Raw genomic sequence first — 25,586 nt, 5'->3', positions numbered from 1 at the left:
GACTGAGAGAAGTCAGGCAAATCCCAGGAACGGTCGCGGAGCGTATCCTCCGCTGTACCCCACCGGGGGACAGCGACGTGTGGAGCGCGGGAACCGGCTGTCTCAGTGCGTCGCGTCGACGCGAACCGGATCGGCGGCGGAACGGCGCCGGACCGCTGCGACGTAGGCCGTCGGGGTGGTGCCGTGTTCGGCGCGGAACAGCTGCTGGAGTCGGCGTGGGCGGACGCCGGCGGCCTCGGCGATGCGCGCCACCGTGAGGCGGCCGTCGACGTGCTGCTCGATGAACGCCAACGCGAGACGCAGTCGTGCGTTCGACCGGTCGCGGAGCGTCGCGGCGGGGTCCTCGCCGAAGCGCTCCCGGTAGTCGCGTGCGAACCGCCCCGGGTTGGTGAACCCCCACCGGACGGACACGGCCGACACGGTCTGGGCGTCGCCCTGCAGGAGCTCGTGCCGGACCCGGTCGAGCCGGTGGTCGCGCAGGAACCGGCGCGGGGTCGTCCCCATCGTCCGGGCGAAGACCTCCTGCAGACCGCGTTCGCTCAGCCCGCAGGACTCCGCGATCCGGGCGACGGACGGGCGTTCCGCGGCGTGCTCCTCGATGAACCGCACGGCGTCCCGCAGCCGGTTCGCGACCGGCACGTCCTCGCCGCGGTTCCGCAGCGGGAACGTGTCGAGCACGACGGTCGCCAGTCGACGGTTGAGGGCCGTCCGCATCGGCCCCGTGACGCGTTCGTCGAACAGGGAGCACTGCAGCTCACGGAGCAGCCGACGGAGCGGTTCGCGACGTGCGATCGCCTCGTCCTGCTGGTCGAAGAGCAGCGGGCCGTCGGGCAGCCGGAAGCCGAGCTGGCGTCCGACCTCCCGGAGGAACGAGTCGGCGACGTGGATGCCGTGGTACACCGTGCCCGACGACTCGAACCGGTACGCCTCCGAAGCGGACGCGATGTACGGCGTCCCCGGCCGGACGACGCGTGTGCGGTCGGGGAAGTGCATCTCGAGCTCGCCCTCGGTCAGCCAGAAGACGACGTGGTCGGTGCGCGGCCCGATCACACCGCCCCGGCGTCCACCGAGGGCGCGCATCGAGCGGAGGGTGAGGTCGTCGTCGCCCACGACCGTGTACTCGTACCGGGTGTCCGGCGTCGCGTAGGTGTCGCTCGCGAACTCGCGCCCCGCGTACTCGGCGGTGAAGATCGTGCCGTAGTCGGTGCCGTCGTCGTGCGTGTACCGCGCTTTCCGGAACCCGTTGGACGCGGTGCTCATGCGGACTGCTTACACGATCGGGGTGAAGATCCACGCCCGAGCACCGGACACCAGCTCGACCTGCACCCTCCGGACGCCCGCGCCCGCACGGCGGTCCAGGACGGCGAGCTGCCACTCGGCGTCGAGGTGGAGGACCGAGCCCACGATCGAGTCCTCCGGACCGCCCGGACGGGAGGCGCCGTCCTCGAAGCGCCAGCCGGGGACGACGTCCTCGGTCGCACGGAAGATCCGGCCGAACAGCGCGTCCTGCGCCGCCGACCCGGCGAGGTCGCCCATCGTGAAGACGTGGAACTCCTCGCGGAGGGGCTTCGGCCCGATTGTCGGCGTCGACGTCCACACGAGCGCGCCGGCCAGCCCGGTGAGACCGAGGTGCAGCAGGCCGATGACCGCGAGGACGCCGCCCCACACGACACCCGAGCCGTCACCCGGGCACGGCGTCTCGAAGCCGTCGTCCGAGCAGGTCTCGCCCACGGTGTGGAGACCGACCGCGACCGCGATGATGCCGATGACGAGGAGGACGAGGGCGAAGGCGCCGAGGCCGACGACCCAACGCTGACCGGGGGAGAGACGCTGCACGAGACCGGAACCTAGCGGACCGGCGGCCGGCGCAGGAAGGTGATCCGTGCCTCCAGTCCGGGTGTCGCGCCCCCTGGTCCCGTGATACGGAATACCCCAGGGGGGTACCCTGTTGCCGTGGACGGAGGAACGATGCACGAGGACACGCACGCCCACGTCGGGTACATCGGCGACAAGGACGACCTGCTCAAGCGGCTCCGCCGCGTCGAGGGCCAGGTGCGCGGCATCGCGCGCATGGTCGAGGACGAGACCTACTGCATCGACGTCCTCACCCAGATCTCCGCCGCGAACCGTGCACTCGAACGCGTGGCGCTGTCCCTGCTCGAGGACCACCTCGGGCACTGCGTCGCCGAGGCCGTCGCCGAGGGCGGCGACGCCGCCGAGCAGAAAGTGCGGGAGGCGAGCGACGCGATCGCCCGCCTCGTGCGCTCCTGAGACCGACCGAACCCGATGGAGGGAACCAGCATGACCACCCAGACCCTGCTCGTCACCGGCATGACCTGCGAGCACTGCGTGATGAGCGTCACCGAGGAACTCACCGAGGTCGACGGCGTGGAGGGCGTCGCGGTCGACCTCGTGCCCGGCGGCTCGTCGTCCGTCACCGTGACCTCGGACGCACCTGTCGACGGTGACGCCCTCCGCGGCGCGATCGCGGAAGCGGGGTACGAGGTCGTGCGGTCGTGAGCGCCGTCGAGCTCGACATCACGGGCATGACCTGCGCCTCGTGCGCGAACCGCATCGAGCGGAAGCTCGGCAAGCTGCCCGGGGTCACCGCCACGGTCAACTACGCCACCGAGAAGGCGCAGGTCACCGTCGAGGACGCCGCCGACGTCGGCGTCGACCGGCTCATCGCCACGGTCGAGTCGGCGGGCTACGGTGCGTCGGTGCCGGCCCCGCCCGAGTCGGCGCAGGAGGCACCGGCGGCCGGTGACGAGACGACCCTGCTCCGCCGGCGTCTCGTGGTGTCGGCCGTGCTCGCCCTGCCGGTCGTCGTGCTCTCGATGGTGCCGGTCCTGCAGTTCCCGAACTGGCAGTGGGCGGCGCTGACCCTCGCCGCGCCGGTCGCGGTCTGGGGCGCCCTGCCGTTCCACCGTGCGGCGTGGGTCAACGCGCGCCACGGCGCCGCGACGATGGACACCCTCGTCAGCGTCGGCGTGGCCGCGGCATTCCTGTGGTCGCTGTACGCACTGTTCCTCGGCGACGTCGGGATGCCGGGCGTGCACATGTCGTTCTCGTGGTTCGCGGCCGATCCGGAGGGGACCGAGCTGTACCTCGAGGTCGCGTCGGCCGTGACGGTCTTCGTGCTCGCCGGGCGGTACATGGAGGCCCGCGCGAAGCGGGAGTCGGGGGCGGCGCTGCGGGCGCTGCTCGAGCTCGGGGCGAAGGACGCGTCCGTGCTCCGCGACGGCGCCGAGGTCCGCGTGCCGGTGTCGTCCCTCGGCGTCGGCGACGTGGTGGTCGTCCGGCCGGGTGAGCGCATCCCGAGCGACGGCGTCGTCCGGGCGGGATCGTCGGCGGTCGACCTCAGCATGCTCACCGGCGAAGCGGTCCCGGTCGAGGTCCGGACGGGTGACCACGTCACCGGGGCGACCGTCAACGTCGGCGGTCGGCTCGAGGTGACGATCTCCGCGGTCGGCGCCGAGACCGAGCTCGCCCGGATGGGTCGGCTCGTCGAGGAGGCCCAGACCGGCAAGGCCGACGTGCAGCGGCTCGCCGACCGGGTGTCCGGGGTGTTCGTGCCCGTGGTGATCGGGCTGGCCCTGCTGGCGTTCGTCGGGTGGCTCGTCCTCGGCGGCTCCCTCACGGCGGCGTTCACCGCTGCGGTGGCGACGCTCATCATCGCCTGCCCGTGCGCACTCGGGCTCGCGACGCCCACGGCCCTGCTCGTCGGGACCGGCCGCGGGTCGCAGCTCGGCATCCTCATCGGTGGCCCCGAGGTGCTCGAGCGCACCCGGACGGTCGACACGATCGTGCTCGACAAGACCGGGACGGTGACGACCGGTGCGATGACGGTGCGGGCGGTCGTGCCCGCGAGCGGCGCGGAGCGACCGGCGCTGAGCGACACCGACCTGCTCGCGCTGGCCGCCGCCGTCGAGGACGGTTCCGAGCACCCCGTGGCCCGCGCTGTGGTCGCTGCCGCGCGGGACCGCGGCGCCACGGTGCGCCGGGCCGACGACTTCGTGGCGACCCCCGGCGCGGGTGTGCAGGCCGTCGTGGACGGCGACGCCGTGGTCGTCGGCGGCCTCGACTGGCTGCGCGACGCCTGGGCGGTCGACGTCCCGGCCGAGACCGTCGACGCCGTTGCACGCGCCGAAGATGGCGGAGCCACCGCGGTCGTCGTCGCCCGCAACGGGAGGGCCCTCGGTGTGGTGGTCGTCGGCGACACCGTGAAGGACGAGTCGGCGGTGGCGGTCGAGCGCTTCCGAGCACTCGGGCTGCACCCCGTCCTGCTCACCGGCGACAACGACGGTGCGGCACGGGCGGTGGCGGACACCGTGGGCATCGACGAGGTGCACGCCCGGGCCACCCCCGCCTCGAAGCTCGACACCGTGCGCCGGATGCAGGCCGAGGGACGCGTGGTCGCGATGGTCGGCGACGGCGTGAACGACGCGGCAGCGCTCGCGGCGGCCGACCTCGGCATCGCGATGGGCGCCGGGACGGACGCGGCGATCGCAGCGAGCGACATCACCGTCGTCAGCGGTCGGCTCACGGTCGTGGCCGACGCCGTCCGGCTGTCGCGGGCGACGCTCGGCACCATCAAGGGCAACCTGTTCTGGGCGTTCGCGTACAACGTGGCCGCGATCCCGCTCGCGATGGCGGGGCTCCTCAACCCTGTGCTCGCGGGTGCGGCGATGGCGTTCTCGTCGGTGTTCGTCGTCACGAACAGCCTGCGGCTGCGTCGGTTCCGGCCGACGGCCTGAGCGGTCGCGGTCGCGGACGTGCCGGCCGACGGCCTGAGCGCTCGTGGTCGCGGCACGGTGTCGGCCCGACCGTCGCATCGGAGGCTGCCGCGGCAGGATGGGCGCATGCGTTCCCTGCCCGGTGCCCTCGGTACCGCAGCGCCCGTCCACGTCGCCCCGATGGCCGGCGGACCGAGCACTCCGGACCTCGTCGTCGCCGCGGCCCGGGCCGGGTCCTTCGCCCAGCTCGCCGCCGGCTACCAGACGGTCGACGCCCTGACCTCGCACGTCGCGGCGGTCCGCGAAGCCGGCGTCGAGGCCTTCGGCGTGAACCTCTTCGTGCCGAACCCGGTGCCGATCAGCCCCCACGTGTACGACGCGTACCGGGGCGAGCTGGAGCAGGAGTCCGGCCGCCCGCTGCCACCATTGCGGGAGGACGACGACGCCTGGTCGGACAAGGTCGCGGCGCTCCTGGACGACCCTGTCCCCGTCGTCTCGTTCACGTTCGGACTGCCCGACACGTCGGTCGTGCAGGCGTTCCGGCGACGCGGCGTCGTCACCGTGCAGTCCGTGACGGACCCGGCCGAGGCGATCGCGGCGGCGGAGCGGGGCGTGGACACCCTGCTCGTGCAGGGGGAGGCCGCCGGCGGGCACTCCGCGGTGCTCGACCCCCGGTCGCCGGTGCGCGCGGTGCCGCTGACGGACCTGGTCCGCTCGGTCGTGGCCGCGACGACGCTGCCGGTGGTCGCCGCCGGCGGCATCGGCGGGTCCGAGGAGGTCGGCGACCAGCTCGCGGCCGGTGCGTCGGCGGTCGCCGTGGGCACCGCCGTCCTGCGGACCGACGAGGCCGGCACGTCGTCGACGCACCGGGCGGCGCTCGTGGACGCGGCGTTCGACCGGACCGTCCTCACCCGCGCGTTCACCGGCCGTCCGGCCCGCGCACTCGCGAACGCCTTCACCCGCTCGCACCCGGACGCACCGCTCGGCTACCCGGCGCTGCACCACCTCACGCGGCCCATCCGGACCGAGGCCGCCGCGAGCGGCGACCCGCACCGCCTGCACCTGTGGGCCGGTCGTGCCTGGCGTGCCGCTTCCGACGGGCCGGTCGCCGATGCCCTGGAGGCGCTGCTCGCGTGACCGGGGCACGTCGCGCCCGAGCGGGGCACGTCGCGCCTGGGTGGGGGTGCGTCGCGCCCCGGACCGGAGCGGCTGCTTCCTGCACCGGCGCGTCGCTCGAACGGTCCGTCCACAGCGAACGCGGACTGTGCGCGGGCGCACCGTCACGGCACTACGCTCGAACGTGGTCCGCGACGCAGCGCTGCGGTGACCGGCGGACTGTGTTCCCACGTGATCCAGGAGGACCCCTCGTGACCGAATCCGCTCCCGTCGACCCCACATCGACCGACGGCTGGAAGAAGCTCGCCGCCATCGCCGACGGCTTCACCCCGGACCTGCGCGGGTGGTTCGACAGCGACCCCGAGCGTGCTGCGAAGTACACGTTCCAGGCCGCCGACCTCACCGTCGACCTGTCGAAGGGCCTCGTGACCGAGGAGATCCTCGCGAACCTGCTGCAGGTCGCCGAGGACACCGGCGTGGCCGAGCGCTTCCGCGCGATGCTCGCCGGCGAGCACATCAACGTCACCGAGGACCGCGCGGTCCTGCACACCGCGCTCCGTCGCCCCGCCGGTGCCTCCCCGGCGCTCGTCGTCGACGGGCAGGACGTCGACGCCGACGTGCACGCGACGCTCGACAAGGTGTACGCGTTCGCCGAGCAGATCCGCTCCGGCGCCTGGACCGGTGTCACCGGCAAGCGCATCGAGACCGTCGTGAACATCGGCATCGGCGGCTCCGACCTCGGCCCCGTGATGGTCTACGAAGCCCTCAAGCCGTACGTGCAGCCGGGGCTCGAAGCCCGCTTCGTCTCGAACATCGACCCGGCGGACATCTACGAGAAGACCGCAGACCTCGACCCGGAGACGACGCTCTTCATCGTCGCGTCGAAGACCTTCGGTACGCTCGAGACCCTGACCAACGCCCGGCTCGCACGCCAGTGGCTCTGGGAGCGCCTCGGGCTCACCGACGGCTCCGACGCGGACAAGTCGAACGCGGTCGCGAAGCACTTCGTCGCCGTCTCGACCGCCCTCGACAAGGTCGCCGCGTTCGGCATCGACCCGGAGAACGCCTTCGGCTTCTGGGACTGGGTGGGCGGCCGCTACTCGGTCGACTCCGCCATCGGCACCGCCGTGGTCGTCGCGATCGGCAAGGAGAACTGGGAGCAGTTCCTCGCCGGGTTCCACGCCGTCGACGAGCACGTCCGCACGACGCCGCTCGAGCAGAACGTCCCCGTCCTGATGGGGCTGCTCAACGTCTGGTACTCGAACTTCCTCGGTGCGCAGAGCCACGCGGTGCTGCCGTACACGCAGTACCTGCACCGCTTCCCGGCCTACCTGCAGCAGCTCACGATGGAGTCGAACGGCAAGCGCGTCCGCTGGGACGGCAGCCCGGTGACGACCTCCACCGGTGAGGTCTTCTGGGGCGAGCCGGGCACGAACGGCCAGCACGCGTTCTACCAGCTCATCCACCAGGGCACGAACCTGATCCCGGCCGACTTCATCACGATCGCCAACCCGCCGCGGCCCCTCACCGACGAGACCGGTGACGGCAAGGGCGTCCAGCCGGGCACCGACGTGCACACCCTGTTCCTCGCGAACTTCTTCGCGCAGACCAAGGCGCTCGCCTTCGGCAAGACCGCCGACGAGGTCCGCGCCGAGGGCACGACGGACGAGGGGATCGTCGCCGCGCGCACCTTCCCGGGCAACAAGCCGACCGCGTCGATCCTCGCGCCGGAGCTCACGCCGAGCGTCCTCGGGCAGCTCATCGCGCTCTACGAGCACATCGTGTTCACCGAGGGCACCATCTGGGGCATCGACTCCTTCGACCAGTGGGGCGTGGAGCTCGGCAAGCAGCTGGCGCTGCAGGTCACCCCGGCCGTCGAGGGCGACCAGGCCGTGCTCGACGAGCAGGACTCCTCGACCAAGGCGCTCATCGCGAAGTACCTGGAGCTGCGCAAGTAGCACGTGACCAGACACCGGACGGGAGGCCCGTGGCGGATCCGCCACGGGCCTCCCGTCCGTCGTGTGGCCGCGTCGGCCGCGCGGTCAGCGCGCCAGCGGGTCGAGGTTGAGGGTCGTGCCCTCGTAGAGGTACTGGTCGTCGCCGAACACCTGCACGCCCTCGTTGAGCCACACCAGGGCCCGGACGCTGATGCCGAACCGCGCCGCGACGTCGCCGATGAGGTCGTCCGGCGCCACGACGTACGACTTCGGGGCGCCGCTCGGGGTCGTCGCCGTGACGGTCCCGGACGCGTTCGCCCGGGCGCCGCCGTCGACCGGCCGCACGTTCGTCGTCCGCGCAGGGACCGACCAACGGACCGTCGTGACCGCGAGGACCTTGCCGGGGCCGAGCTCGACCGGGACCGCGGCGTCGGGGCCGGCGGACGAGTAGGTGACGAGGGTGGTGAGACCGGACGGGTCGACGCCAGAGCCGTCGAGCGGCACGGTCGCCGAGGACCCCGGTGCCGCGGTCGCGCCGCCGAGCTGGTGGTCGCCGACGCCCGTGTACGTGAGACCGTCGCCGACCGCCCGCGGCTTCTCGAACAGGGAGACCGAGACCGGGACCGGGAGCGTCGACGTGAAGCCGGAGTACTGCGCGGAGAACGTGTCGTCGCCGTCGGACACCATGCGGAAGTGGAAGTGGACGCTGCCGAGGGGGGACGCGACGTCACCCTCCGCCACGACCGTGCCGGCGGCGATCCGGCTCAGCGTCGGTGCCGGCGCGGCGGCCTCGGTCGGCTCGGGGGTGGGTGTGCGCGGGTGCGCCGATGCCTCGAGCAGTGCCTCGGCCGACGACTCGTCGGGCGTGGCGGTCGGAGTCGCTGACGGGCTCCCCGACGGAGCCGAGCGGGTCGGCATCGGCACCGGGTCCGGGCCACGGAGCAGGGCGCAGCCGCTCAGTGCGACGATGCCGATCGTCAGGAGCCCCAGCGCGGCGGTGACCCTCGGTGCAGTCCTCATCGTGTTCCCCCTCCCGCGCGATGCTAACCGGGGGAGAGCCGCGCACGCGAACCGGTCGTGCCCTGTCGGCCGCAGGCGTTAGCGTCGAGGGCATGGACCGATCGGAGATCCTCGCCGCCGCCGCGGCCGCACACGCCGCCCGCATCGCCGAGTCGGGCGGGGACGACGCCGCCGCCCGGGCGCGGGCCGAGTCGATCGCCGCGCGCGACGCCCTGGCCGACGACGCCGCACGGGATGCTGCACGTCGGCGGTCGGACGAATCTGCGCGGGCTGCCGACCGGACCGAGGGCGCGCTCTCGGACTGGCACCGCATGGGCACCCGCCGCGGCGTGAGTCCGGACGAGCAGGTCCGCTCGGCGTGGTCGATCGCCGGGGTCCCTGAGCAGGGCGGTGCCCGCGCGCTCGCGAACGTCCTGCTGTCCACCGCGGGCCACGCCGGCCGTGTCGCCGACGCCGCACGGCGCGACCCCAAGCTGGCCGGAGCCGCGAGTGCCGCCGCGCGTCGAACAGTCCGTCGCTACACCGATCACGGCGCCGGCATGGCCTCGTTGGGGGACGTGCTCGGCGACGAGCGGGCGGGTAGCGGTTCGTCCGTCGAGTGACCGGATTGGACCGCTCCGACGCTGACCAGGGGTTTCGTGGACCGATCCAAACGTCGGAACGACAGTATGACTGATTGACAGGACATGGATCCGAGTTACGATCGCTGCACGCGATGAAGCGCGATCACGGACGAAGGAGTCACCGAATGGTCGACATCAAGCCGACAGCACCCTCTGTCGCACTGCCCCCCGTCGGCGAGGGGCCGCACCGCCGCCGCCTCGGCGTCCTGGCCCTCGTCGCCACCTTCGGTGGCCTGCTCTTCGGGTACGACACGGGTGTCATCAACGGTGCCCTCAACCCGATGAAGGCCGAGCTCGGTCTGACGAACTTCACCGAGGGCGTCGTCACGAGCTCGCTGCTGTTCGGTGCCGCGATCGGTGCCATGCTCGGCGGTCGGGTCGCGGACGGATGGGGTCGCCGGAAGACGATCATCCTGCTCGCCGTGACCTTCTTCGTCGGCACGCTCATCTGCGTCTTCTCGCCGTCGTTCGGTGTGATCGTGGTCGGTCGAGTGCTGCTCGGGCTCGCGGTGGGCGGGGCCTCGACCGTGGTCCCGGTGTTCCTCGCCGAGTTGGCGCCCTACGAGATCCGTGGGTCGCTGTCCGGCCGCAACGAGCTCATGATCGTGATCGGACAGCTCGCCGCCTTCGTGGTGAACGCGGTCATCGGGAGCCTCTGGGGTGAGGGCGGCGGCGTCTGGCGCGTGATGCTCGCCGTCTGCGCCCTCCCCGCGATCGCACTGTTCGTCGGCATGCTCCGGGTGCCGGAGTCGCCGCGGTGGCTCGCGTCGAAGGGCCGCAACGACGAGGCGCTCGAGGTGCTCCGACAGGTCCGCTCCCAGGAGCGCGCGACCGCCGAGCTCGAGGACATCAAGCGCACGAACGAGTTCGAGGCGAAGGCCCACCGGCAGAGCGGGTGGCGCACCCTGCTCGGCAACAAGTGGCTCATCCGCATCGTGCTCATCGGTGCCGGCATCGGTGTCGCCCAGCAGCTCACCGGCATCAACTCGATCATGTACTACGGCCAGACGGTCCTCATCGAGTCCGGGTTCCAGGAGCAGGCGGCCCTCATCGCCAACATCGCCCCGGGTGTGATCGCCGTGATCGGTGGAGTCATCGCGATCCGCAACATGGAGCGGATCAACCGACGGACCACGCTGATCCTCGGGTACTCGCTGACGACCGTCTGCCACTTCCTGATCGGCATCGCCTCGATGACCCTGGTGCAGGGCAACCCGGCCCGTCCGTGGGTGATCCTGTTCCTCGTCGTCGCGTTCGTCGGCTCGATGCAGACGTTCCTCAACATCGCGACGTGGGTGATCCTGTCCGAGATCTTCCCGACGCAGATCCGCGCGCTCGGCATGGGCATCTCGGTGTTCTGCCTCTGGATCGCGAACGCCTTCCTCGGGCTCTACTTCCCGACGATCGTGGCGGCGACCGGCATCACCGGGACGTTCTTCGGCTTCGCGATCGTCGGCGTCCTCGCCCTGCTCTTCATCTGGAAGTTCGTGCCCGAGAGCCGCGGCCGCACCTTGGAGGAGGTCGAGGAGGGCGTCACCACCGGCAACATCTTCGTGGTCGACAAGAAGCACACGCGCGCCTGATCACCAGCCTGACGCCAGGCGCGGTGCCGGCTGGCACCGTGCCTGGCGTCGTCCCCCACCCGGCTGAGAACGACGGGCCGAGCCGACCGTAGGCTCGGCCCGTCGTTGTACCCGTACAAGTCGAGGAGGTGACGCGTGGTCGAACTCGGCGTCCCGGCCTTCCCCGCTGCGCTGACCACGGTCTGCGCGCTGCTGCTGGTCGTCGCGGTCGGGTGCGCGGTGTTCGTCGCCGTCGACGTCGTCCGGCACCCGCCGCACATGCGCGTGATGGGGCTCGTCTGGCCGCTGACGATGCTGTTCGGCAGCGTCGTCTGGCTGGTGTTCTACCTGCGGCGGGGTCGGGCGACGGCACCGGACCACGGGCACTGGGCCGGCACGGCGATCGACACGAGCCACTGCGGCGCAGGGTGTGCCCTCGGTGACCTGATCGGCGACTTCGGGCTCGCCTGGTTCCCTGCGATCGGCGCGCTCGTCGGACTCGGCTCGCTGTACCAGGACCGGATGATCGCCGGGTGGGTGGTGGACTTCGTGCTCGCGTACCTGCTCGGCATCGGCTTCCAGTACTTCGCGATCGCCCCGATGCGCGGGCTCGGGGTGCGTGCGGGCCTGGTCGCCGCGCTCAAGGCCGACACGCTGAGCATCGTCGCGTGGCAGATCGGCATGTACGGGCTCATGGCGGTGTGGCAGCTCCTGGTGTTCCCCGCGGTGTTCGGCGGGCGGGCGAGTGTCTTCTCGCCGGAGTTCTGGGTGGCGATGCAGCTCGCGATGGTCGCCGGCTTCGTGTGCGCCTACCCGGTCAACGCCTGGCTCGTCCGCCGCGGCATCAAGGAGGCGATGTGAGCGGCTGCGAGGATGGTGGGCATGGCCGACATCGACGAGGTGCTCGCGGCGTCCCGGGGGCTGCTCGGGGTCGTCGCACGATCGCTCACGACCGCGCTCGAGCACGTCACCGTGCCCCAGTTCCGGCTCATCGTGCTCGTCACCACGCTGGGTCCGACCCGCGCCGGTGACCTCGCCGAGCGCCTGGCGGTCGGCCCGTCGACCCTGACGCGCAACGTCGACCGGCTCGTGGCGGGCGGCTGGGTGGAGCGTCGACCCGGATCCGCGAACCGGCGTGAGGTCCTCGTCGCTGCGACGGACCGGGGTCGCACGCTCGTCGACGAGGTGAGTGCCCGACGGCGCCGGGAGCTCGCCGAGGTGCTGCAGCGGGTGCCCGAGGCGGAGCGGCAGACGGTGATCGCGGGCATGCGGGCGCTCCGGACGGCGATGGACGAGCCCCTGCCCGAGGAGGTCTCCGCCTTCGGCGGTTGACCCGGCGCCGGTGCGGCTGACCCGAAGCCGGCGCGGCTGACCCGATGCCGGCGCGGCTGACCCGATGCCGGCGCGGACGACTCCCACCATCGCACGCTGCCTCCGTTCCAGCTCGTCGACGGCCGTGCACCCCCTCGACGTCCAACAGTTGCATGCGTACAATCGTTGTGTTCGTACAACTGATGGAGGACCGTGTCGACATCCGCCCCCGCTCGATCCCACCTGCACGCCGCAGGCACCCGCTTCGGTGGTGCCGCCGTCCGGCTCGCCGTCCCCGCGCTCGTCGTCGGCGCCGGGGCCGGGCTCGCCGCGGTCGTGTTCCGCTGGCTGATCGAGCACGCCACCTGGGTCTTCAGCGGGCACGCCGACTACGCGGCGACCACCGGGCACCCGGCGAACCCCTGGGTCCCGTGGCTCGGCGCCGGGTTCGTGGTCCTCGCGCCGGCGGTGGGCGGGTTGCTGTACGGTCCGCTCATCCACCGCTTCGCCCGGGAGGCCCGCGGGCACGGCGTCCCGGAGGTCATGTTCGCGGTCGACCGGAACGGCGGTCGGATCCGCGGGAGCGTCGCCGTCGTGAAGGCCCTCGCGAGTGCGATCTGCATCGGCGCGGGCGGGTCGGTCGGCCGTGAGGGACCGATCATCCAGATCGGCTCGGCCCTCGGGTCGACGATCGGTCGGTGGATGCGGATGCCCGAGGTCCGTCTGAAGACGCTCGTGGCCTGTGGCGCGGCGGGCGGGATCTCCGCGACGTTCAACGCTCCCGTGGCCGGGGTCTTCTTCGCGCTGGAGCTCCTCCTGCGTGACTTCACGCCGACGTCGTTCGGTGCCGTGGCGATCGCGAGCGTCACGGCCGCCCTGGTGGGTCGCGCCGCGTTCGGTGACTCGGCGTTCCTCCACCTCCCGGCGATCGGTGGCATCGCGCCGCCCGAGTACCTGCTCTTCGCGGTGCTCGGGCTCGTCGCGGGAGCGATCGGCATCGGGTTCACCCGGGTGCTGTACCTCGTCGAGGACGCGTGCGACCTGCTCTGGCGGGCGACCCGCGGTCCCGAGTGGCTGCGGCCCGTGGTCGGTGGGCTGCTCCTCGGCCTGCTGCTGCTCGCCCTCCCGCAGATGTACGGCGTCGGCTACCCGGTGCTCGAGCACGGCGTGGCGGGGCAGTACGCGCTCGGGTTCCTCGCCGTGCTCGTGGTCGGCAAGGTGCTCGCGACCTCGTTGACCCTCGGCATCGGCGGTTCCGGCGGGGTCTTCGCGCCGTCGCTCTTCATCGGGGCCATGGTCGGTGCGGCCTTCGGCGAGGTCGCGACGACGATCGACCCCGCACTGCACGGACAGGTCGGGGCGTTCGCGGTCGTCGGGATGGGGGCGGTCTTCGCCGGCTCGACGCGGGCACCCATCACGGCCGGGATCATGCTCTTCGAGCTGACCGGGGACTACGCGCTCGTGCTGCCCGTGGTCGTGGCCGTCGTGATCGCGACCGCGGTGTCGAAGGTGCTCTCGCGCGACACCGTGTACACGCTCAAGCTCAGTCGCCGCGGCGTCGACCTGACCGACTCGGCGGTCCCGGCCCGACGGTCGACCGGCACGACGGTCGGTGGTGCGGCGCGGCCGGTCGGCGCGCTCGTGCCGGTGACCGCGACCGCCGCCGAGGCTCTCGCGGCCGTCGAGTCCGGCGGCGGTGCACCGGTCGTCGTGGTGGACGCCGAGGGGCGCTTCGCGGGTGTGGTGTCGGCCCGCTCGGTCGGCGATGCCGTCCTCACCGACGTCGACGTCGCAGACCGCCCGGTGCTCGACGTGACCGCCGAGGTGACGGCTGTCCCGGTCGGTGCTGCGCTCGACGCCGTCGTGCAGGACGTCGTGGAGGCGGCGGACACTGCCGGCCTGCCGGTGGTCGACGCGGACCGCCGACCGGTCGGCTGGCTGGGTCAGGCGGACGCGCTGCGGGCACTGGTGCCCGCCACCTGACGCAGTGGAGGCTCGTGGCGGATTCGCCACGAGCCTCCCGTCCGTCTGCTGTGTGCGCTACGGGCGCAGGAGCACCTTGCCCACGCGTCCGGCGGTGTCGCTGGCGCGAGCCGCGTCACGTGCCTGCTCGAAGGGGAAGACCTCGGAGACCGGGAGGGTCAGCGAACCGTCGAGCACCCGCGAGATGAGCTCACCGAAGAGCTGCTGCTTGAGCGGCGCGTCCATGGTCTTGCTGACGACCGCGCCCCAGAAGCCCTTGACCGTGAGCTGGCCGAAGATGACCTTGCCCGACGGGATCTCGAGCGTGGGGGAGGCCATGGCGCCGAACACGACGAGCGTGGCGTTCTCGCCCAGCACGCTCGCGATGTCCCCGGCGGCCTTCCCGCCGACGGACTCGACGCCCGCGACGATCGGTGCGCCGCCGGTGATCGCGCGGACCTGGTCCTGCCAGTCGTCCGAGTCGGTCGCGACGATGCGGTCGATGCCCTGCTCGCGGAGTTCCTCGACGCCGGCTGCGCGACGGACGAGCCCGACGACGTTGATGCCGCGGGCCTTGCCGAGCTGCGCGACCATGCGGCCGACCGCACCGTTCGCGGCGTTCTGGATGAGCCAGTCGCCCTCGTGCAGGTCGAGCGAGTGCAGGAGGCTGATGGCGCTGAACGGCATCGACACGAGCTGCGCGGCGTCCTCGTCGGTCATCGCGTCCGGCACCGGCACGAGACCGGCGGCGTTCGCGACGTAGTACTCGGCCCAGACGCCGAAGGTGCCGCCCGCGACGCGCTGGCCGACGGACAGGTTCGTGACGCCCTCGCCGAGGGCCTCGACGACCCCGAGTGCCTCGGTGCCGGAGGCTGCGGGCAGCTCGGGCTTGAAGCCGTAGGTGCCGCGGACGGTCCACAGGTCGTGGTTGTGGATGGGCGAGAGGACGGTGCGGACGAGGACCTCGCCGGCGCCGGGCGTGGGGACCGGACGCTCCTCGGCGGTCAGCACGTCGGCCGGCTCGCCGAACTCGTGGTGGACGACGGCGCGCATGGTGGTGGGGGTGGTGCTCACGGACTAGTCCTCCGAGACGGTGATGGTGACGTCGATGTTGCCGCGGGTCGCGTTCGAGTACGGGCAGACCTGGTGGGCGGCGTCCGCGAGGGCCTGGGCCTGGTCGTGCTCGAGGCCGGGCAGCACGACCTCGAGCAGCACGGCGAGCTGGTAGCCACCGTTGCCGTTCGGCCCGATCTGCACGCGGCCACCGACGGACGAGTCGGCGATCTTCACCTTCTGCGCACGGGCCACACCCTGCAGGGCGGAGTGGAAGCAGGCGGCGTAGCCGGCGGCGAACAGCTGCTCCGGGTTCGTCCCGTTGCCGGACCCGCCCATCTCCTTCGGGATCGCGAGGTCGAGTGCGAACGAGCCGTCGCTGGTCGCGACGCGGCCGTCGCGGCCGGCGCCGGTGGAGAGGGCCTCGGCGGTGTAGAGGGCTTCCATGGGGTTCCTTCCTTCGTGGGGTCAGTGCTGCTGCTGTGCCGCGCCGGTGGGCTCGTCGGCCCGGGGCGCGGCTGCGGCGTGCATGGTCGCGGTGAGTCGCTGGAGCGTGCCGATGAGCTCGAGCGCGGCCTGCTCGTCCGGCAGTCCCATGCCCTGCGCGATGCGCGCCGGGATGTGCGCGAGTTCGGGACGGATCGAGTGACCGCGGTCTCCGAGGGTGACGGTGACGACACGCTCGTCGGAGCTCCGGCGTTCGCGGCGGACGAGGTCGGCCTGCTCCATGCGGCGCAGGAGCGGCGACAGGGTGCCGGAGTCGAGCTGCAGGTGGTCGCCGAGGGACGAGACCGTCTGGTCGCCCTCGATCCAGAGGGTGACCAGCACGAGGTACTGCGGGTAGGTCAGCCCCCAGGGTTCGAGCATGGAGCGGTACGCCTGGGTCGTCGCGCGGGAGGCGGCGTACAGCGAGAAGCACACCATCTCGTCGGTCACGGGCATGCCAACAGTGTTGCACGCAACTCAGTTGCGCACAACTGATTTGGACGGGCGCACGGTGACGGACGGGAGGCGCGGGGCGGGGCTGACCCGCGCCTCCCGTCCGTCAGTCGGTCGCGACGGCGGTCGCGGATGCGTCGTCCGGCGCGGTCGCGTCCGCGTCCTCGGGGCGACTCCGCAAGCGCAGCGTCGCCGCCAGGCCGAATATGAGGAAGCCGGCGGCGGACCACGCTGCAGCACGGGTGCCGTCGCTGAACGCCTCGGCGGCGGCGTCCGCGGCCGAGGGGTCCTGCCCCCGGAGCCCCGCGATCGTGCCGCCGGACGACGTCACCACCGCGTCGGCCACCTGTGAGGCGGTCGCGGTCGGGGTCCCCGCGTCCTCGAGTCGGTGTTCGAGCAGCGTGTTCGTCGAGGTGAAGAGGACGGTGCCGAGCACCGCGATGCCGAGCGCCGACCCGATCTGGCGTGCCGTGCTCTGCGCACCCGAGGCCTCGCCGCTGCGCTCGACGGGGACGTCCTGGAGCACGACCCCGGTGAGCTGCGCGGTGGCGAGGCCGACGCCGAAGCCGTACACGAAGAGGCACGGCACGATCGCCCACCACGGGGTCGACGACGACACGACGAACCCGACCGCCGCGACGCCGACGATCTCCGCGCCGATGCCGAGGCGCACGATGCGGAGTGCGCCGATGCGCTGCCCGGCCGTCGCGGCGAACCCGCTCGCCACGAAGGACCCGACGGCGAGGGCGAGCAGCACGAAGCCGGTCTGCAGTGCCGAGTAGCCGAGCACGTTCTGCAGCCAGAGCGGGAGCGACAGGATGATGCCGAACTCGCCGAGGGACACGATGAGCGCCGCCACCGAACCGCCGCGGAACGACGCGATGCCGAACAGGTCGAGGGCGATGAGCGTCGAGCGGCCGGCTCGCTGCCGTCGAAGGGTCCAGCGCACGAACAGCACGCCCGCGACCACCGTCAGGGCGAACGCGTACGGGATGGGGGAGAGCGGGCCGGGCCAGCTCCAGTCCCCGATCCGCAGCCGCTCGGCGTTCGTCCACCAGCCGTAGGTCCGGCCCTCGATCAAGCCGAACACGAGCGACGCGCTCGTGACGACGCTCAGCACCGCGCCGACCACGTCGATCCTGCCGGCGTGCACCGCGTCGCGGGACTCGCGGACGAAGAGGAACGCGCACACGACGATGGCGACACCGAGCGGGATGTTGATGCCGAAGGCCCAGCGCCACGAGAACGACGTCGTGAGCCACCCACCGAGCAGCGGCCCGACGGCGACCATGCCCCCGATCGTCGAGCCCCACACCGCGAACGCGATGCCGCGCTCGCGACCGGTGAAGTTCGCGTTGACCAGCGACAGCGTCGTCGGGAGGACCATCGCGCCGCCGACGCCCTGGGCGATGCGGGCGAGCACGAGCAGCTCACCGTTCGGTGCGAGCGCGGCGAGCACCGACGCCGCCGCGAACACGATCACGCCGGTCACCATGAGCAGGCGTCGCCCGAGCCGGTCGGCGAGCGAGCCGAAGACGAGCAGGAGCGCGGCGAACACCAGGGTGTAGCTCTCCTGCACCCACTGCACCGCCGTCGAGCCGATGTCCAGGTCACGGACGATGCTGGGGATCGCGACGTTCACGATCGTCGAGTCCACGATGATGAGGGACACGGCGACACTGATCACGACGAGGCCGGCCCAGCGACGGCGGTCGGGGTGGCCGGCGTGGTCCGAGCGGGTCGCGGTGTGCTCCGGGTGGGGGGTGCTCATGCGGTGCCTCCTGAGATCGTCAGCATGCTGAGCATCACCGTACGCCCGTCGCGGACCGCGCGTGGAGGTCGCTCCCCGACGGGGTACGGCCAGCGTCGAGCACGCGCATGGGTCGGGACGGTTAGGCTGACGTGACCCACGATGACCAGCAACCACCTCGACCACTCCGCGGCCCCCGCAGCCGGCGACACCAGCCGCACGGGTCGAGCCGCCTCCCACGGCAAGACGATCCTCATCGGGGAGCACGCCGTGGTCCACGGCGCACCCGCACTCGTGCTGCCGGTGCTCGACGCCGTCGTGGTCGCGACGGTCACCCCGGCCGGGCCGGAACCCTCGCGCGTCGACCGCGACCCCGACGCGGACCCGGCGACCGGGCACGTGCTGGAGTCCGCCGTGCACACCGGCCCCCTCGACACCGCGCCCGCGGCCGTCATGCCGACCGTCACCGCGGTGACCGCGACGCTCCGGCACTTCGGCGTGACCGACCGCCGGTTCCACGTCCGCGTCGACAGCGACGTCCCGACCGCTCGGGGGATGGGGTCGAGCGCCGCCGTCGCCGCCGCCGTCACCGCCGCGGTGGCCGACGCGCTCGGGGAGACCCTCGACGCCGACACGCACCACGAGCTCATCCAGGAGTGCGAGCGCATCGCCCACGGGCGGCCGTCCGGACTCGACGCACGCGGGGTCGTCGCGGACGCCCCGGTCTGGTTCGAGGACGGACGGGTCGAGCCCGTCGCGCTCGCAGCCCCGTTCACGTTCGTGGTCGCCGACACGGGGGTGCCGGGACACACCCGCGAGGCCGTCGCCTCCGTGCGGGACCGCCTCGAGCGCGACCCCGTCGGCGTCCGCGGGACGATCGACGCGATCGGCGGCCTCGCCCGCGCGGCCCGAGCGGCACTCGAACACGGTGACGCCCAGGCGCTCGGTGCGAGCATGGACGCCGCGCACGGGCTGCTCCGCGACCTCGACGTGTCGAGCGGCGACCTCGATCGGCTCGTCACCGCGGCACGTGGTGCCGGGGCCCTCGGTGCGAAGCTCACCGGCGGTGGCCGCGGAGGCTGCGTCCTCGCCCTGGCCACCGACGGCGACCACGCGGACCGCATCGCGTCCGCACTGCTCGGCGCAGGTGCCGCAGCCACCTGGACCACCACGATCGGAGACCGCGCATGACCACCGCAACGGCCGTCGCGCACCCCAACATCGCCCTCGTCAAGTACTGGGGAAAGGCCGATGCGTCCCTCGCGCTGCCGGCGACCGGCAGCGTCTCGATGGGACTCGACGTCTTCCCGACCACCACCTCGGTCACGGTCGGCGGCACGACGGACGACACGCTGACGCTGAACGGCGCCGTCACGACCGACGGCGCGCTGGTGCGGGTCACGCAGTTCCTCGACCTCGTGCGCGACCTCGCCGGGTCGACCGAGTACGCCGCGGTCGTCAGTGAGAACACCGTCCCGACCGGTGCCGGGCTCGCGTCGAGCGCCTCGGGGTTCGCCGCGCTCGCGACCGCCGCCGCGGCCGCGTACGGCCTGGACCTCTCCGAACGTGACCTGTCCCGCCTGGCCCGCCGCGGCTCGGGTTCGGCGACGCGGTCGATCCCCGGTGGCGTCAGCGTGTGGCACGCCGGCGACGACGAGGGCTCCTACGCCGAGACGGTGCCGGCCCCGCCGATGGCCATGGTCGTGGTCACGATCGACGCCGGTCCGAAGCCGATCGGGTCGCGTGAGGCCATGCGCCGCACCATCGCGACGTCGCCGTTCTACCCGGCATGGGTGACCTCGACGACCGAGACCGTCACGGACATGCTCACGGCCTGCGCCGCGGGCGACTTCCCGCGCATCGGCGAGCTGACCGAGAGCAACGCGCTCCGCATGCACGCGACGATCGAGGGCGCGTTCCCCCCGATCCGGTACCTCACCGCGCGCAGCGTCGCGGTGTTCGACGCGGTCGCCGAACTCCGTGCCGCCGGGCTGCAGGCCTGGGCCACCGCCGACGCCGGACCGAACGTGGTCGTGCTCACGACGCCGGAGGACCGCGGTGCCGTCGCGACCGCGCTCGCCGGGCACGGGGACGTCATCGAGTCCGGCACCGGACCAGGCGCGCGCCTCGTCCGCTCCGAAGACGAGGAGGCCCCCGCGCCGGGTGCCGTCCGACCCGAGGAGTCCGCCGAGTGATCGAGTTCCGCGCCCACGGCAAGCTGTTCGTCGCGGGGGAGTACGCCGTCGTCGAGCCCGGGCAACCGTCCGTGCTCATCGCGCTCGACCGTGCCATCACGGCGCGGGTGAGCGAGGGCCACGGCTCGGGCAGCGTGCACTCCGAGGAGTACGGGCACCTGCCGCTGACCTGGACCCGTGCCGAGGACGGGCTCGCCCTCGACCGGGAGCACCACCCGTACGACTACGTCATGGCCACGATCGACCTCGTCGAACGGCTCCGGGCCGAGCGGGGGATCGCACCGCGGTTCCACGACCTCCGGATCCAGAGCCAGCTCGACGACGCGAGCGGTCGGAAGTTCGGGCTCGGCTCGTCCGCCGCGGTGACCGTCGCGACGGTCGGCGCGCTCGACCGCTTCTACGGCCTCGGCCTGACGCAGCGCGACCGGTTTCGCGTGGCGCTCCTCGCGACGATCCGGGTGAACCCCCGAGCCTCCGGGGGCGACCTCGCGGCGAGCACCTTCGGTGGCTGGCTCCGCTACAGCGCCCCGGACCGCGAACTGCTCGCCGCGATGCTGCAGCCCGCGCCCGACCGCGGCGACGGCAGCGTCTCGGGCATCCTCGGCGACGCCGACGCGTGGACCGGGTTCGACGTGCAACGGCTGCCGGCTCCGAACGACCTCCGCCTCCTCGTCGGCTGGACCGGATCGCCCGCGTCCACCACGAAGCTCGTCAGCGTGGTGCGCGAGCACCGGAACGGCGGGTACCAGGCGTTCCTCGACGAGAGCCGCACCTGTGTCGACGACCTGACCACGGGCCTCCAGTCCGGTGACGCCGAGCAGACGCTCGACGCGCTCCGACGTGCCCGCGTCCTGCTGCAGCGCCTCGGCGCGTCCGTCGGGTCACAGATCGAGACCGAGCGCTTGGCCACCCTGTGCGACGTCGTCGAGCAGGCCGGTGGGGCGGCGAAGCCGTCCGGAGCCGGCGGCGGCGACTGCGGCATAGCCCTCGTGCCGGCGGACACCGACCTCACCGCCATCCACCGCGCCTGGGAGGCGCACGACATCAGGCACCTCAGCGTCGCGGTGCAGGCGCCCGAAGGAGACCTCGATGACTGACCCGACTGGTCCGACCGCCTCGCCGGCCGGACTGACCACCCCGATCCCGACCAAGTGGGTCGGACCGATCCGCGTGAGCGGCAACGCGGTCGAGGGGGAGCACGAAGTGCCCCTCGCGACGTACGAGTCGCCGCTCTGGCCGTCGGTCGGCCGCGGTGCCCGCATCTCGCGGATGGTCGAGGGCGGCATCGTCGCGACCGTCGTCGACGAGCGGATGACGCGGTCCGTCGTCGTCCGCGCGGACAGCGCCGCCGCCGCCCACCTCGCGGCGGGTCGCATCCTCGCGCGGCAGGACGAGCTCGAGGCGCTCGTGACCGGGCAGAGCCGGTTCGCGAAGCTCATCGAGGTCCACCCCGAGATCGTCGGCGACCTGCTCTTCCTGCGCTTCGCGTTCACCACGGGCGACGCCTCCGGGCACAACATGGTCACGCAGGCGGCAGACAAGCTGCTGCCCGCGATCCTGGCCTGGGAGCCGGGCCTGCGGTACGTCAGCATCTCGGGCAACTTCTGCACCGACAAGAAGGCCACCGCGGTGAACGGCATCCGCGGTCGCGGTCGGAACACCATCGCCGAGATCGTCATCCCGGGTGAGGTCGTCGCGAAGCGCCTCAGGTCGACGCCGGAGCGGATCGCGGAGCTCAACGTCGCCAAGAACCTCGTCGGCTCCACGATCGCCGGGGCGCTGCGGTCGGCGAACGCGCACTACGCGAACATGCTCCTCGGGTTCTACCTCGCCACCGGCCAGGACGCCGCGAACATCGTCGAGGGCTCCCAGGGCATCACGTCCGCGGAGGTCCGCGGCGACGACCTGTACTTCGCGACCTCGCTGCCGCACCTCATCGTCGGCACGGTCGGCAACGGCAAGGGCGGCGACCTGCCCGTCGTCGAGGACGCCCTCGTACGGCTCGGCTGCCGCGAGGACCGCGCACCCGGGGAGAACGCGCGCCGCCTGGCAGCCCTGTGCGCGGCGACGGTGCTGTGCGGGGAGCTGTCGCTCCTCGCGGCGCAGACGAACCCGGGAGAACTCATGGCAGCGCACGTCGCGATGGAACGACGCGGCGCGGCAGCAGGAGGTGCAGCATGACCGCCATCGGCATCCACGACATCGCGATCGCGACCGGTCACCACGTGCTCGAGCTCGACGACCTCGCCGAGCGGCTCGGCGTGGACCCGGCGAAGTACCACGTCGGCATCGGGCAGGACGCGTTCAGCGTGCCCGCTCCCGACGAGGACATCGTCACGATGGGTGCGGCGGCCGCGAAGGAGATCATCGACCGCCACGGCGTCGAGGGCATCCGCACGGTCCTGTTCGCCACCGAGTCCGGCGTCGACCAGTCCAAGGCCGCCGGCGTGTTCGTGCACGGCCTCCTCGGGCTGCCGCAGTCCGTCCGGGTCGTCGAGCTGAAGCAGGCCTGCTACGGCGGGACCGCCGCCGTGCAGCTCGCCCTCGGCATCGTCGCGCGCGCCCCGCACGAGCGCGTCCTCGTCATCGCGGCCGACGTCGCACGGTACGACGTGCACACCGCCGCCGAGCCCACCCAGGGCGCCGGTGCGGCCGCGGTCCTCGTCACGGCCGACCCCGACCTCATCGAGATCGAACCGGCCGCCGGGGTGTTCACGGCCGACGTCGACGACTTCTGGCGGCCGAACGACCGCTCGACCGCGCTCGTCGACGGCCGCTTGTCCGTCACCGCGTACGTCGACGCGTTCGTCGGGGCGTGGGACGACCTCGTCGCGCAGGGCGGACCCGGCTACGAGAGCATCACGCGCTGGGTCCACCACCAGCCCTTCACGAAGATGGCGATCAAGGCGCACCGGAAGCTCGCGCAGCACGTCGGGCAGCCGTTCGACGACGCCGAGCTCGCCCTGGGGTTCACGTACAACAAGCAGACCGGCAACACCTACACCGCGTCGATCTGGATCGCCCTCGCGGCCCTGCTCGACCTCGACGACGAGCTCGACGGACAGCGCATCGCTATGTTCAGCTACGGCTCCGGGAGCGTCGGCGAGCTCCTGACCGGCATCGTCCGGCCCGGGTACCGGGAGCACCGTCGGGAGGGCCGGGTCCGGTCGCTCCTCGAGGCCCGCGTCCCGCTGACGGTCGACGCGTACCGGGAGCTCCACGCCGCGGGGGCCGCGACGAGCGAGGACGTCGAGCGACCGCGGGTCACGACCGGGCCGTACCGGTTCGCCGGGGTGCGGGGCGGTGCCCGCCGCTACGAGGCGACCGCGCAGGGCTGAGGCGGCCGCTGCTCGTCCGGCCGCGGTTCTGTCGCTTCCGCGAAAGCGACAGAACAGCGCCGTCTGGCCCGCCACGTGTGTCGCTTCCGCGCCACGGACGAACGCCGTTGCCACGTACCTGTCGCTTCCGCGCCACGGACGAACGCCGTTGCCACGTACCTGTCGCTTCCGCAGTGCAGAGGTGGCCACGCGACGGCCGGGAGGCCCGTGGCGGCGCCGCCACGGGCCTCCCGGCCGTCCGCTGGTCACGCTGTGACGCGACGGGTCACGCCGTCGCGAGCACCTCGCGTTCCAGACGCTGGTAGCTGGCCTCCATGCCGTCGGTCATGCCGGTGGCGAGGATCGCGTCCCGCTGCTCGACGCTCGGGTAGGTGACGAGCAGGCTCAGGAGGGTCACGCCGTCGTCCTCGTCGAACGTGAGGTCGTTCGTGTTCGGCGGGTACGGCGCTCCGGTCATGGCCTCGGTGGTGACCAACCGTCGCTCGGGCCGGACGACGGTGTTCTCGCCCTCGAAGCCGAACGGCTCGCCCGCCGTGTCCCCGACGGGAGCCCAGGCCTGCCGGAACCGTCCTCCCGGCCGGAGGTCGTTCTCGCAGACCGTCATCTCCCACCCGTCCGGGCCGAGCAGCCACCGGCGCATCAGCTCCGGTTCGGTGTGCGCGCGCCAGAGCACGTGCCGCGGGGCCTCGAACGCGCGGGTGAACCGGACGTGGGTGTCGTCGAGCACCTCCGTGACGACGCCCTTCCCGAGCGCGTACTCCCGGAGGTCGGCCAGCACCCGGTCGAGCTGCCCGAACGCCTCCGTGTAGCCCTGCTCCATGCCCATCGCGAGCAGGGTGTCGAGGGCTGCGGCGTCCGGGAACGTCGTCGTGACCCGGACGCGCGAGCCGGTGTCCGTCGGCTCGAAGTCGAGGACGGTGGTGCTCGTCGGCTGGGTCGGGTCGACCTCGCCGTCCTCGGTGGCGAACAGGTCGTCGAACGCCAACCGGGTCGGGGCGTCCACCGCGATGACGAGCCAGACGGAGCGGTAGACCTCGCCGTCGGGGCCGGTCATGTCGTAGCGGGCACGCCCGCCGGGGCGGAGGTCGAACGCGGAGAACGTCGCGGGGAAGCTCGGCGGTCCCCAGAACCGTTCGAGCTGCCGGGGGTCGGTGAACGCTCCCCAGAGTCGTTCGACCGGGACGGGGAAGTCCGCGGCGAGCGTGGTCGTCAGGGCCTCCGGGTCGGTGTGCACGCTGGTCACGGGCATGGTGGCTCCTCGTCGAGTCGGCGGTGTGTGTGCTGGTGCTGGTCGGGGCTGGGGCTGGTGCTGGTGCTGGTGCTGGTGCTGCTGCTGGTGCTGGTGCTGGTACGCGTCAGTGCTCGTGGTCGCTCGCCAGCAGGGTGTCGAGTCGGTCGATGCGGTCGCGCCAGAGCCGGCCGTACTCCTCGAGCAGGCCACGGACGCGGTCGAGCTGGTCGGGCTCGGCCCGCACGATGCGGACGCGCCCGCGGGGTTCCTTGGTCACGAGTCCTGCGCCCTCGAGGACGGTGACGTGCTTCTGCACGGCGGCGAACGACATGTCGTAGGCCGCCGCGAGGGCCGAGACCGTGACACCGTCGGCGAGGGTCCGACGGACGATGTCCCGTCTCGTGGCGTCGGCGAGCGCGTGGAACACGCGGTCGACCTCGGCGTCGGTGAGTTCGGTTCGTACAACCATTTGGTTGCACGTTAGGCCTTGATGGTGGAGCGCGCAAGAGAGGAGTCGGGTCGCTCCCGTCGCGCTCGCGGAAGCGACAGGATGCCGGCGTCCCGACGCGGGGACCTGTCGCTTCCGCGGACTCGTCGGTGGTGCTTCCCGAGGGTCTGTCGCTTCGGCGGGGTGGACGCGATCCGCAGCCCGCCGGGAGCGCGTGGCGGCGCGACCACGCGCCTCCCGGCCGCCCTCGCGCGCCAGCGCCGCCGCGCGGTGCGTCGTTCCGTCCCGCGATGGAAGGAGGAAACGGGCGTAGGTGGTCGTTCCTCCCGACCAGCTACGCCCGGTTCGACCAGCTACGCCCGGTT

At 72.5% G+C, this 25,586-nt stretch carries 24 protein-coding genes; 15 read left to right on the top strand and 9 right to left on the bottom strand.

The window, feature by feature from the left end; genetic code table 11:
- Positions 1-102: 102 nt before the first annotated feature.
- Both ABC270_RS15855 and ABC270_RS15850 read right to left on the bottom strand, forming a co-directional pair.
- The gene (locus ABC270_RS15855) at positions 103-1,260 is read right to left on the bottom strand and encodes a helix-turn-helix domain-containing protein (protein WP_412881688.1); all 1,158 of its coding nucleotides are present in this window, start codon (positions 1,258-1,260) and stop codon (positions 103-105) included.
- A 9-nt stretch (positions 1,261-1,269) separates the two neighbouring features.
- Positions 1,270-1,836 carry a hypothetical protein gene (locus ABC270_RS15850; RefSeq protein ID WP_412881687.1) on the bottom strand — a complete coding sequence of 189 codons (567 nt, stop codon included), beginning with the start codon at positions 1,834-1,836 and terminating at the stop codon, positions 1,270-1,272.
- Positions 1,837-1,968: 132 nt separating this feature from the next.
- Here ABC270_RS15850 and ABC270_RS15845 point away from each other — a divergent pair, with 132 nt between their 5' ends.
- The 5 genes from ABC270_RS15845 (at position 1,969) to pgi (ending at position 7,810) form a co-directional block, all read left to right on the top strand.
- A complete protein-coding gene (locus ABC270_RS15845; protein WP_412882110.1) occupies positions 1,969-2,271 on the top strand; it encodes a metal-sensitive transcriptional regulator in 303 nt (100 codons plus the stop codon).
- Between the two features lie 30 nt (positions 2,272-2,301).
- The gene (locus tag ABC270_RS15840) at positions 2,302-2,520 is read left to right on the top strand and encodes a heavy-metal-associated domain-containing protein (protein ID WP_412881686.1); all 219 of its coding nucleotides are present in this window, start codon (positions 2,302-2,304) and stop codon (positions 2,518-2,520) included.
- Complete coding sequence (locus ABC270_RS15835) at positions 2,517-4,757, top strand: heavy metal translocating P-type ATPase (RefSeq protein WP_412881685.1); 2,241 nt, start codon at positions 2,517-2,519, stop codon at positions 4,755-4,757. Before ABC270_RS15840 ends, ABC270_RS15835 begins: the two co-directional genes overlap by 4 nt.
- 105 nt (positions 4,758-4,862) lie before the next feature.
- Entirely contained in the window at positions 4,863-5,873 is a 1,011-nt protein-coding gene (locus ABC270_RS15830) for a nitronate monooxygenase (protein ID WP_412881684.1), read from the top strand.
- 230 nt (positions 5,874-6,103) lie between these two features.
- On the top strand, positions 6,104-7,810 hold the full coding sequence (gene pgi, locus ABC270_RS15825; protein ID WP_412881683.1) for a glucose-6-phosphate isomerase: 1,707 nt from the start codon (positions 6,104-6,106) through the stop codon (positions 7,808-7,810).
- 84 nt (positions 7,811-7,894) lie between these two features.
- On the opposite strand, the gene ABC270_RS15820 is transcribed toward pgi, so the two are convergent.
- Positions 7,895-8,809, bottom strand: a complete 915-nt coding sequence (locus ABC270_RS15820) for a LysM domain-containing protein (RefSeq protein ID WP_412881682.1) — start codon at positions 8,807-8,809, stop codon at positions 7,895-7,897.
- 92 nt (positions 8,810-8,901) lie between these two features.
- On the opposite strand from ABC270_RS15820, the gene ABC270_RS15815 reads away from it, so the two are divergent.
- The 5 genes from ABC270_RS15815 (at position 8,902) to ABC270_RS15795 (ending at position 14,288) form a co-directional block, all read left to right on the top strand.
- Positions 8,902-9,411, top strand: a complete 510-nt coding sequence (locus ABC270_RS15815) for a hypothetical protein (RefSeq protein ID WP_412881681.1) — start codon at positions 8,902-8,904, stop codon at positions 9,409-9,411.
- Between the two features lie 146 nt (positions 9,412-9,557).
- Entirely contained in the window at positions 9,558-11,015 is a 1,458-nt protein-coding gene (locus ABC270_RS15810; RefSeq protein WP_412881680.1) for a sugar porter family MFS transporter, read from the top strand.
- Between the two features lie 135 nt (positions 11,016-11,150).
- A complete protein-coding gene (locus ABC270_RS15805; RefSeq protein WP_412881679.1) occupies positions 11,151-11,855 on the top strand; it encodes a DUF4396 domain-containing protein in 705 nt (234 codons plus the stop codon).
- A 21-nt stretch (positions 11,856-11,876) separates the two neighbouring features.
- The gene (locus ABC270_RS15800) at positions 11,877-12,326 is read left to right on the top strand and encodes a MarR family winged helix-turn-helix transcriptional regulator (protein WP_412881678.1); all 450 of its coding nucleotides are present in this window, start codon (positions 11,877-11,879) and stop codon (positions 12,324-12,326) included.
- A gap of 192 nt (positions 12,327-12,518) precedes the next feature.
- Entirely contained in the window at positions 12,519-14,288 is a 1,770-nt protein-coding gene (locus ABC270_RS15795; protein ID WP_412881677.1) for a chloride channel protein, read from the top strand.
- A gap of 57 nt (positions 14,289-14,345) precedes the next feature.
- On the opposite strand, the gene ABC270_RS15790 is transcribed toward ABC270_RS15795, so the two are convergent.
- From ABC270_RS15790 to ABC270_RS15775, 4 genes are all read right to left on the bottom strand, one after another.
- Positions 14,346-15,320 carry a zinc-binding dehydrogenase gene (locus ABC270_RS15790; protein WP_412882109.1) on the bottom strand — a complete coding sequence of 325 codons (975 nt, stop codon included), beginning with the start codon at positions 15,318-15,320 and terminating at the stop codon, positions 14,346-14,348.
- 24 nt (positions 15,321-15,344) lie between these two features.
- Positions 15,345-15,767, bottom strand: coding sequence for an organic hydroperoxide resistance protein (locus ABC270_RS15785; RefSeq protein WP_412881676.1), 423 nt, complete (start codon positions 15,765-15,767; stop codon positions 15,345-15,347).
- A gap of 21 nt (positions 15,768-15,788) precedes the next feature.
- Positions 15,789-16,262 carry a MarR family winged helix-turn-helix transcriptional regulator gene (locus ABC270_RS15780; RefSeq protein WP_412881675.1) on the bottom strand — a complete coding sequence of 158 codons (474 nt, stop codon included), beginning with the start codon at positions 16,260-16,262 and terminating at the stop codon, positions 15,789-15,791.
- A gap of 103 nt (positions 16,263-16,365) precedes the next feature.
- A complete protein-coding gene (locus tag ABC270_RS15775; RefSeq protein ID WP_412881674.1) occupies positions 16,366-18,030 on the bottom strand; it encodes a DHA2 family efflux MFS transporter permease subunit in 1,665 nt (554 codons plus the stop codon).
- A 141-nt stretch (positions 18,031-18,171) separates the two neighbouring features.
- Between ABC270_RS15775 and mvk the strand changes: the two genes are divergently transcribed.
- The 5 genes from mvk to ABC270_RS15750 are packed head-to-tail and all read left to right on the top strand — an operon-like array spanning position 18,172 to position 23,542.
- Positions 18,172-19,200 carry a mevalonate kinase gene (gene mvk / locus ABC270_RS15770; RefSeq protein WP_412881673.1) on the top strand — a complete coding sequence of 343 codons (1,029 nt, stop codon included), beginning with the start codon at positions 18,172-18,174 and terminating at the stop codon, positions 19,198-19,200.
- The gene (gene mvaD / locus ABC270_RS15765) at positions 19,197-20,204 is read left to right on the top strand and encodes a diphosphomevalonate decarboxylase (protein WP_412881672.1); all 1,008 of its coding nucleotides are present in this window, start codon (positions 19,197-19,199) and stop codon (positions 20,202-20,204) included. The genes mvk and mvaD overlap by 4 nt, the downstream gene beginning before the upstream one ends.
- Complete coding sequence (locus ABC270_RS15760; RefSeq protein WP_412881671.1) at positions 20,201-21,301, top strand: phosphomevalonate kinase; 1,101 nt, start codon at positions 20,201-20,203, stop codon at positions 21,299-21,301. The genes mvaD and ABC270_RS15760 overlap by 4 nt, the downstream gene beginning before the upstream one ends.
- A complete protein-coding gene (locus ABC270_RS15755; protein WP_412881670.1) occupies positions 21,294-22,385 on the top strand; it encodes a hydroxymethylglutaryl-CoA reductase in 1,092 nt (363 codons plus the stop codon). The genes ABC270_RS15760 and ABC270_RS15755 overlap by 8 nt, the downstream gene beginning before the upstream one ends.
- Positions 22,382-23,542, top strand: coding sequence for a hydroxymethylglutaryl-CoA synthase (locus ABC270_RS15750; RefSeq protein ID WP_412881669.1), 1,161 nt, complete (start codon positions 22,382-22,384; stop codon positions 23,540-23,542). The genes ABC270_RS15755 and ABC270_RS15750 overlap by 4 nt, the downstream gene beginning before the upstream one ends.
- A gap of 265 nt (positions 23,543-23,807) precedes the next feature.
- On the opposite strand, the gene ABC270_RS15745 is transcribed toward ABC270_RS15750, so the two are convergent.
- Both ABC270_RS15745 and ABC270_RS15740 read right to left on the bottom strand, forming a co-directional pair.
- Positions 23,808-24,791: an SRPBCC family protein gene (locus ABC270_RS15745; RefSeq protein WP_412881668.1), complete on the bottom strand. Its 984-nt coding sequence runs from the start codon at positions 24,789-24,791 to the stop codon at positions 23,808-23,810.
- A 106-nt stretch (positions 24,792-24,897) separates the two neighbouring features.
- Positions 24,898-25,242 carry an ArsR/SmtB family transcription factor gene (locus ABC270_RS15740; RefSeq protein WP_412881667.1) on the bottom strand — a complete coding sequence of 115 codons (345 nt, stop codon included), beginning with the start codon at positions 25,240-25,242 and terminating at the stop codon, positions 24,898-24,900.
- Positions 25,243-25,586: the final 344 nt, after the last annotated feature.

This window comes from Curtobacterium phoenicis (assembly GCF_047238015.1).
GTDB lineage: Bacteria > Actinomycetota > Actinomycetes > Actinomycetales > Microbacteriaceae > Curtobacterium.
The sequence above is the reverse complement of the archived record's forward strand: the minus strand, read 5'-3'. Positions and strand labels throughout refer to the sequence as shown.

Bases quoted from the DNA above. Each gene is read 5' to 3' on its own strand.
- ABC270_RS15830 (WP_412881684.1), top strand. From the start codon at position 4,863: ATGCGTTCCCTGCCCGGTGCCCTCGGTACCGCAGCGCCCGTCCACGTC.
- ABC270_RS15745 (WP_412881668.1), bottom strand. From the start codon at position 24,791: ATGCCCGTGACCAGCGTGCACACCGACCCGGAGGCCCTGACGACCACG.
- ABC270_RS15855 (WP_412881688.1), bottom strand. From the start codon at position 1,260: ATGAGCACCGCGTCCAACGGGTTCCGGAAAGCGCGGTACACGCACGAC.
- mvk (WP_412881673.1), top strand. From the start codon at position 18,172: ATGACCAGCAACCACCTCGACCACTCCGCGGCCCCCGCAGCCGGCGAC.
- ABC270_RS15785 (WP_412881676.1), bottom strand. From the start codon at position 15,767: ATGGAAGCCCTCTACACCGCCGAGGCCCTCTCCACCGGCGCCGGCCGC.
- ABC270_RS15755 (WP_412881670.1), top strand. From the start codon at position 21,294: ATGACTGACCCGACTGGTCCGACCGCCTCGCCGGCCGGACTGACCACC.
- mvaD (WP_412881672.1), top strand. From the start codon at position 19,197: ATGACCACCGCAACGGCCGTCGCGCACCCCAACATCGCCCTCGTCAAG.
- ABC270_RS15775 (WP_412881674.1), bottom strand. From the start codon at position 18,030: ATGAGCACCCCCCACCCGGAGCACACCGCGACCCGCTCGGACCACGCC.
- ABC270_RS15840 (WP_412881686.1), top strand. From the start codon at position 2,302: ATGACCACCCAGACCCTGCTCGTCACCGGCATGACCTGCGAGCACTGC.
- ABC270_RS15740 (WP_412881667.1), bottom strand. From the start codon at position 25,242: ATGGTTGTACGAACCGAACTCACCGACGCCGAGGTCGACCGCGTGTTC.
- ABC270_RS15820 (WP_412881682.1), bottom strand. From the start codon at position 8,809: ATGAGGACTGCACCGAGGGTCACCGCCGCGCTGGGGCTCCTGACGATC.
- ABC270_RS15750 (WP_412881669.1), top strand. From the start codon at position 22,382: ATGACCGCCATCGGCATCCACGACATCGCGATCGCGACCGGTCACCAC.
- ABC270_RS15800 (WP_412881678.1), top strand. From the start codon at position 11,877: ATGGCCGACATCGACGAGGTGCTCGCGGCGTCCCGGGGGCTGCTCGGG.
- ABC270_RS15780 (WP_412881675.1), bottom strand. From the start codon at position 16,262: ATGCCCGTGACCGACGAGATGGTGTGCTTCTCGCTGTACGCCGCCTCC.
- ABC270_RS15845 (WP_412882110.1), top strand. From the start codon at position 1,969: ATGCACGAGGACACGCACGCCCACGTCGGGTACATCGGCGACAAGGAC.
- ABC270_RS15790 (WP_412882109.1), bottom strand. From the start codon at position 15,320: ATGCGCGCCGTCGTCCACCACGAGTTCGGCGAGCCGGCCGACGTGCTG.
- ABC270_RS15810 (WP_412881680.1), top strand. From the start codon at position 9,558: ATGGTCGACATCAAGCCGACAGCACCCTCTGTCGCACTGCCCCCCGTC.
- ABC270_RS15815 (WP_412881681.1), top strand. From the start codon at position 8,902: ATGGACCGATCGGAGATCCTCGCCGCCGCCGCGGCCGCACACGCCGCC.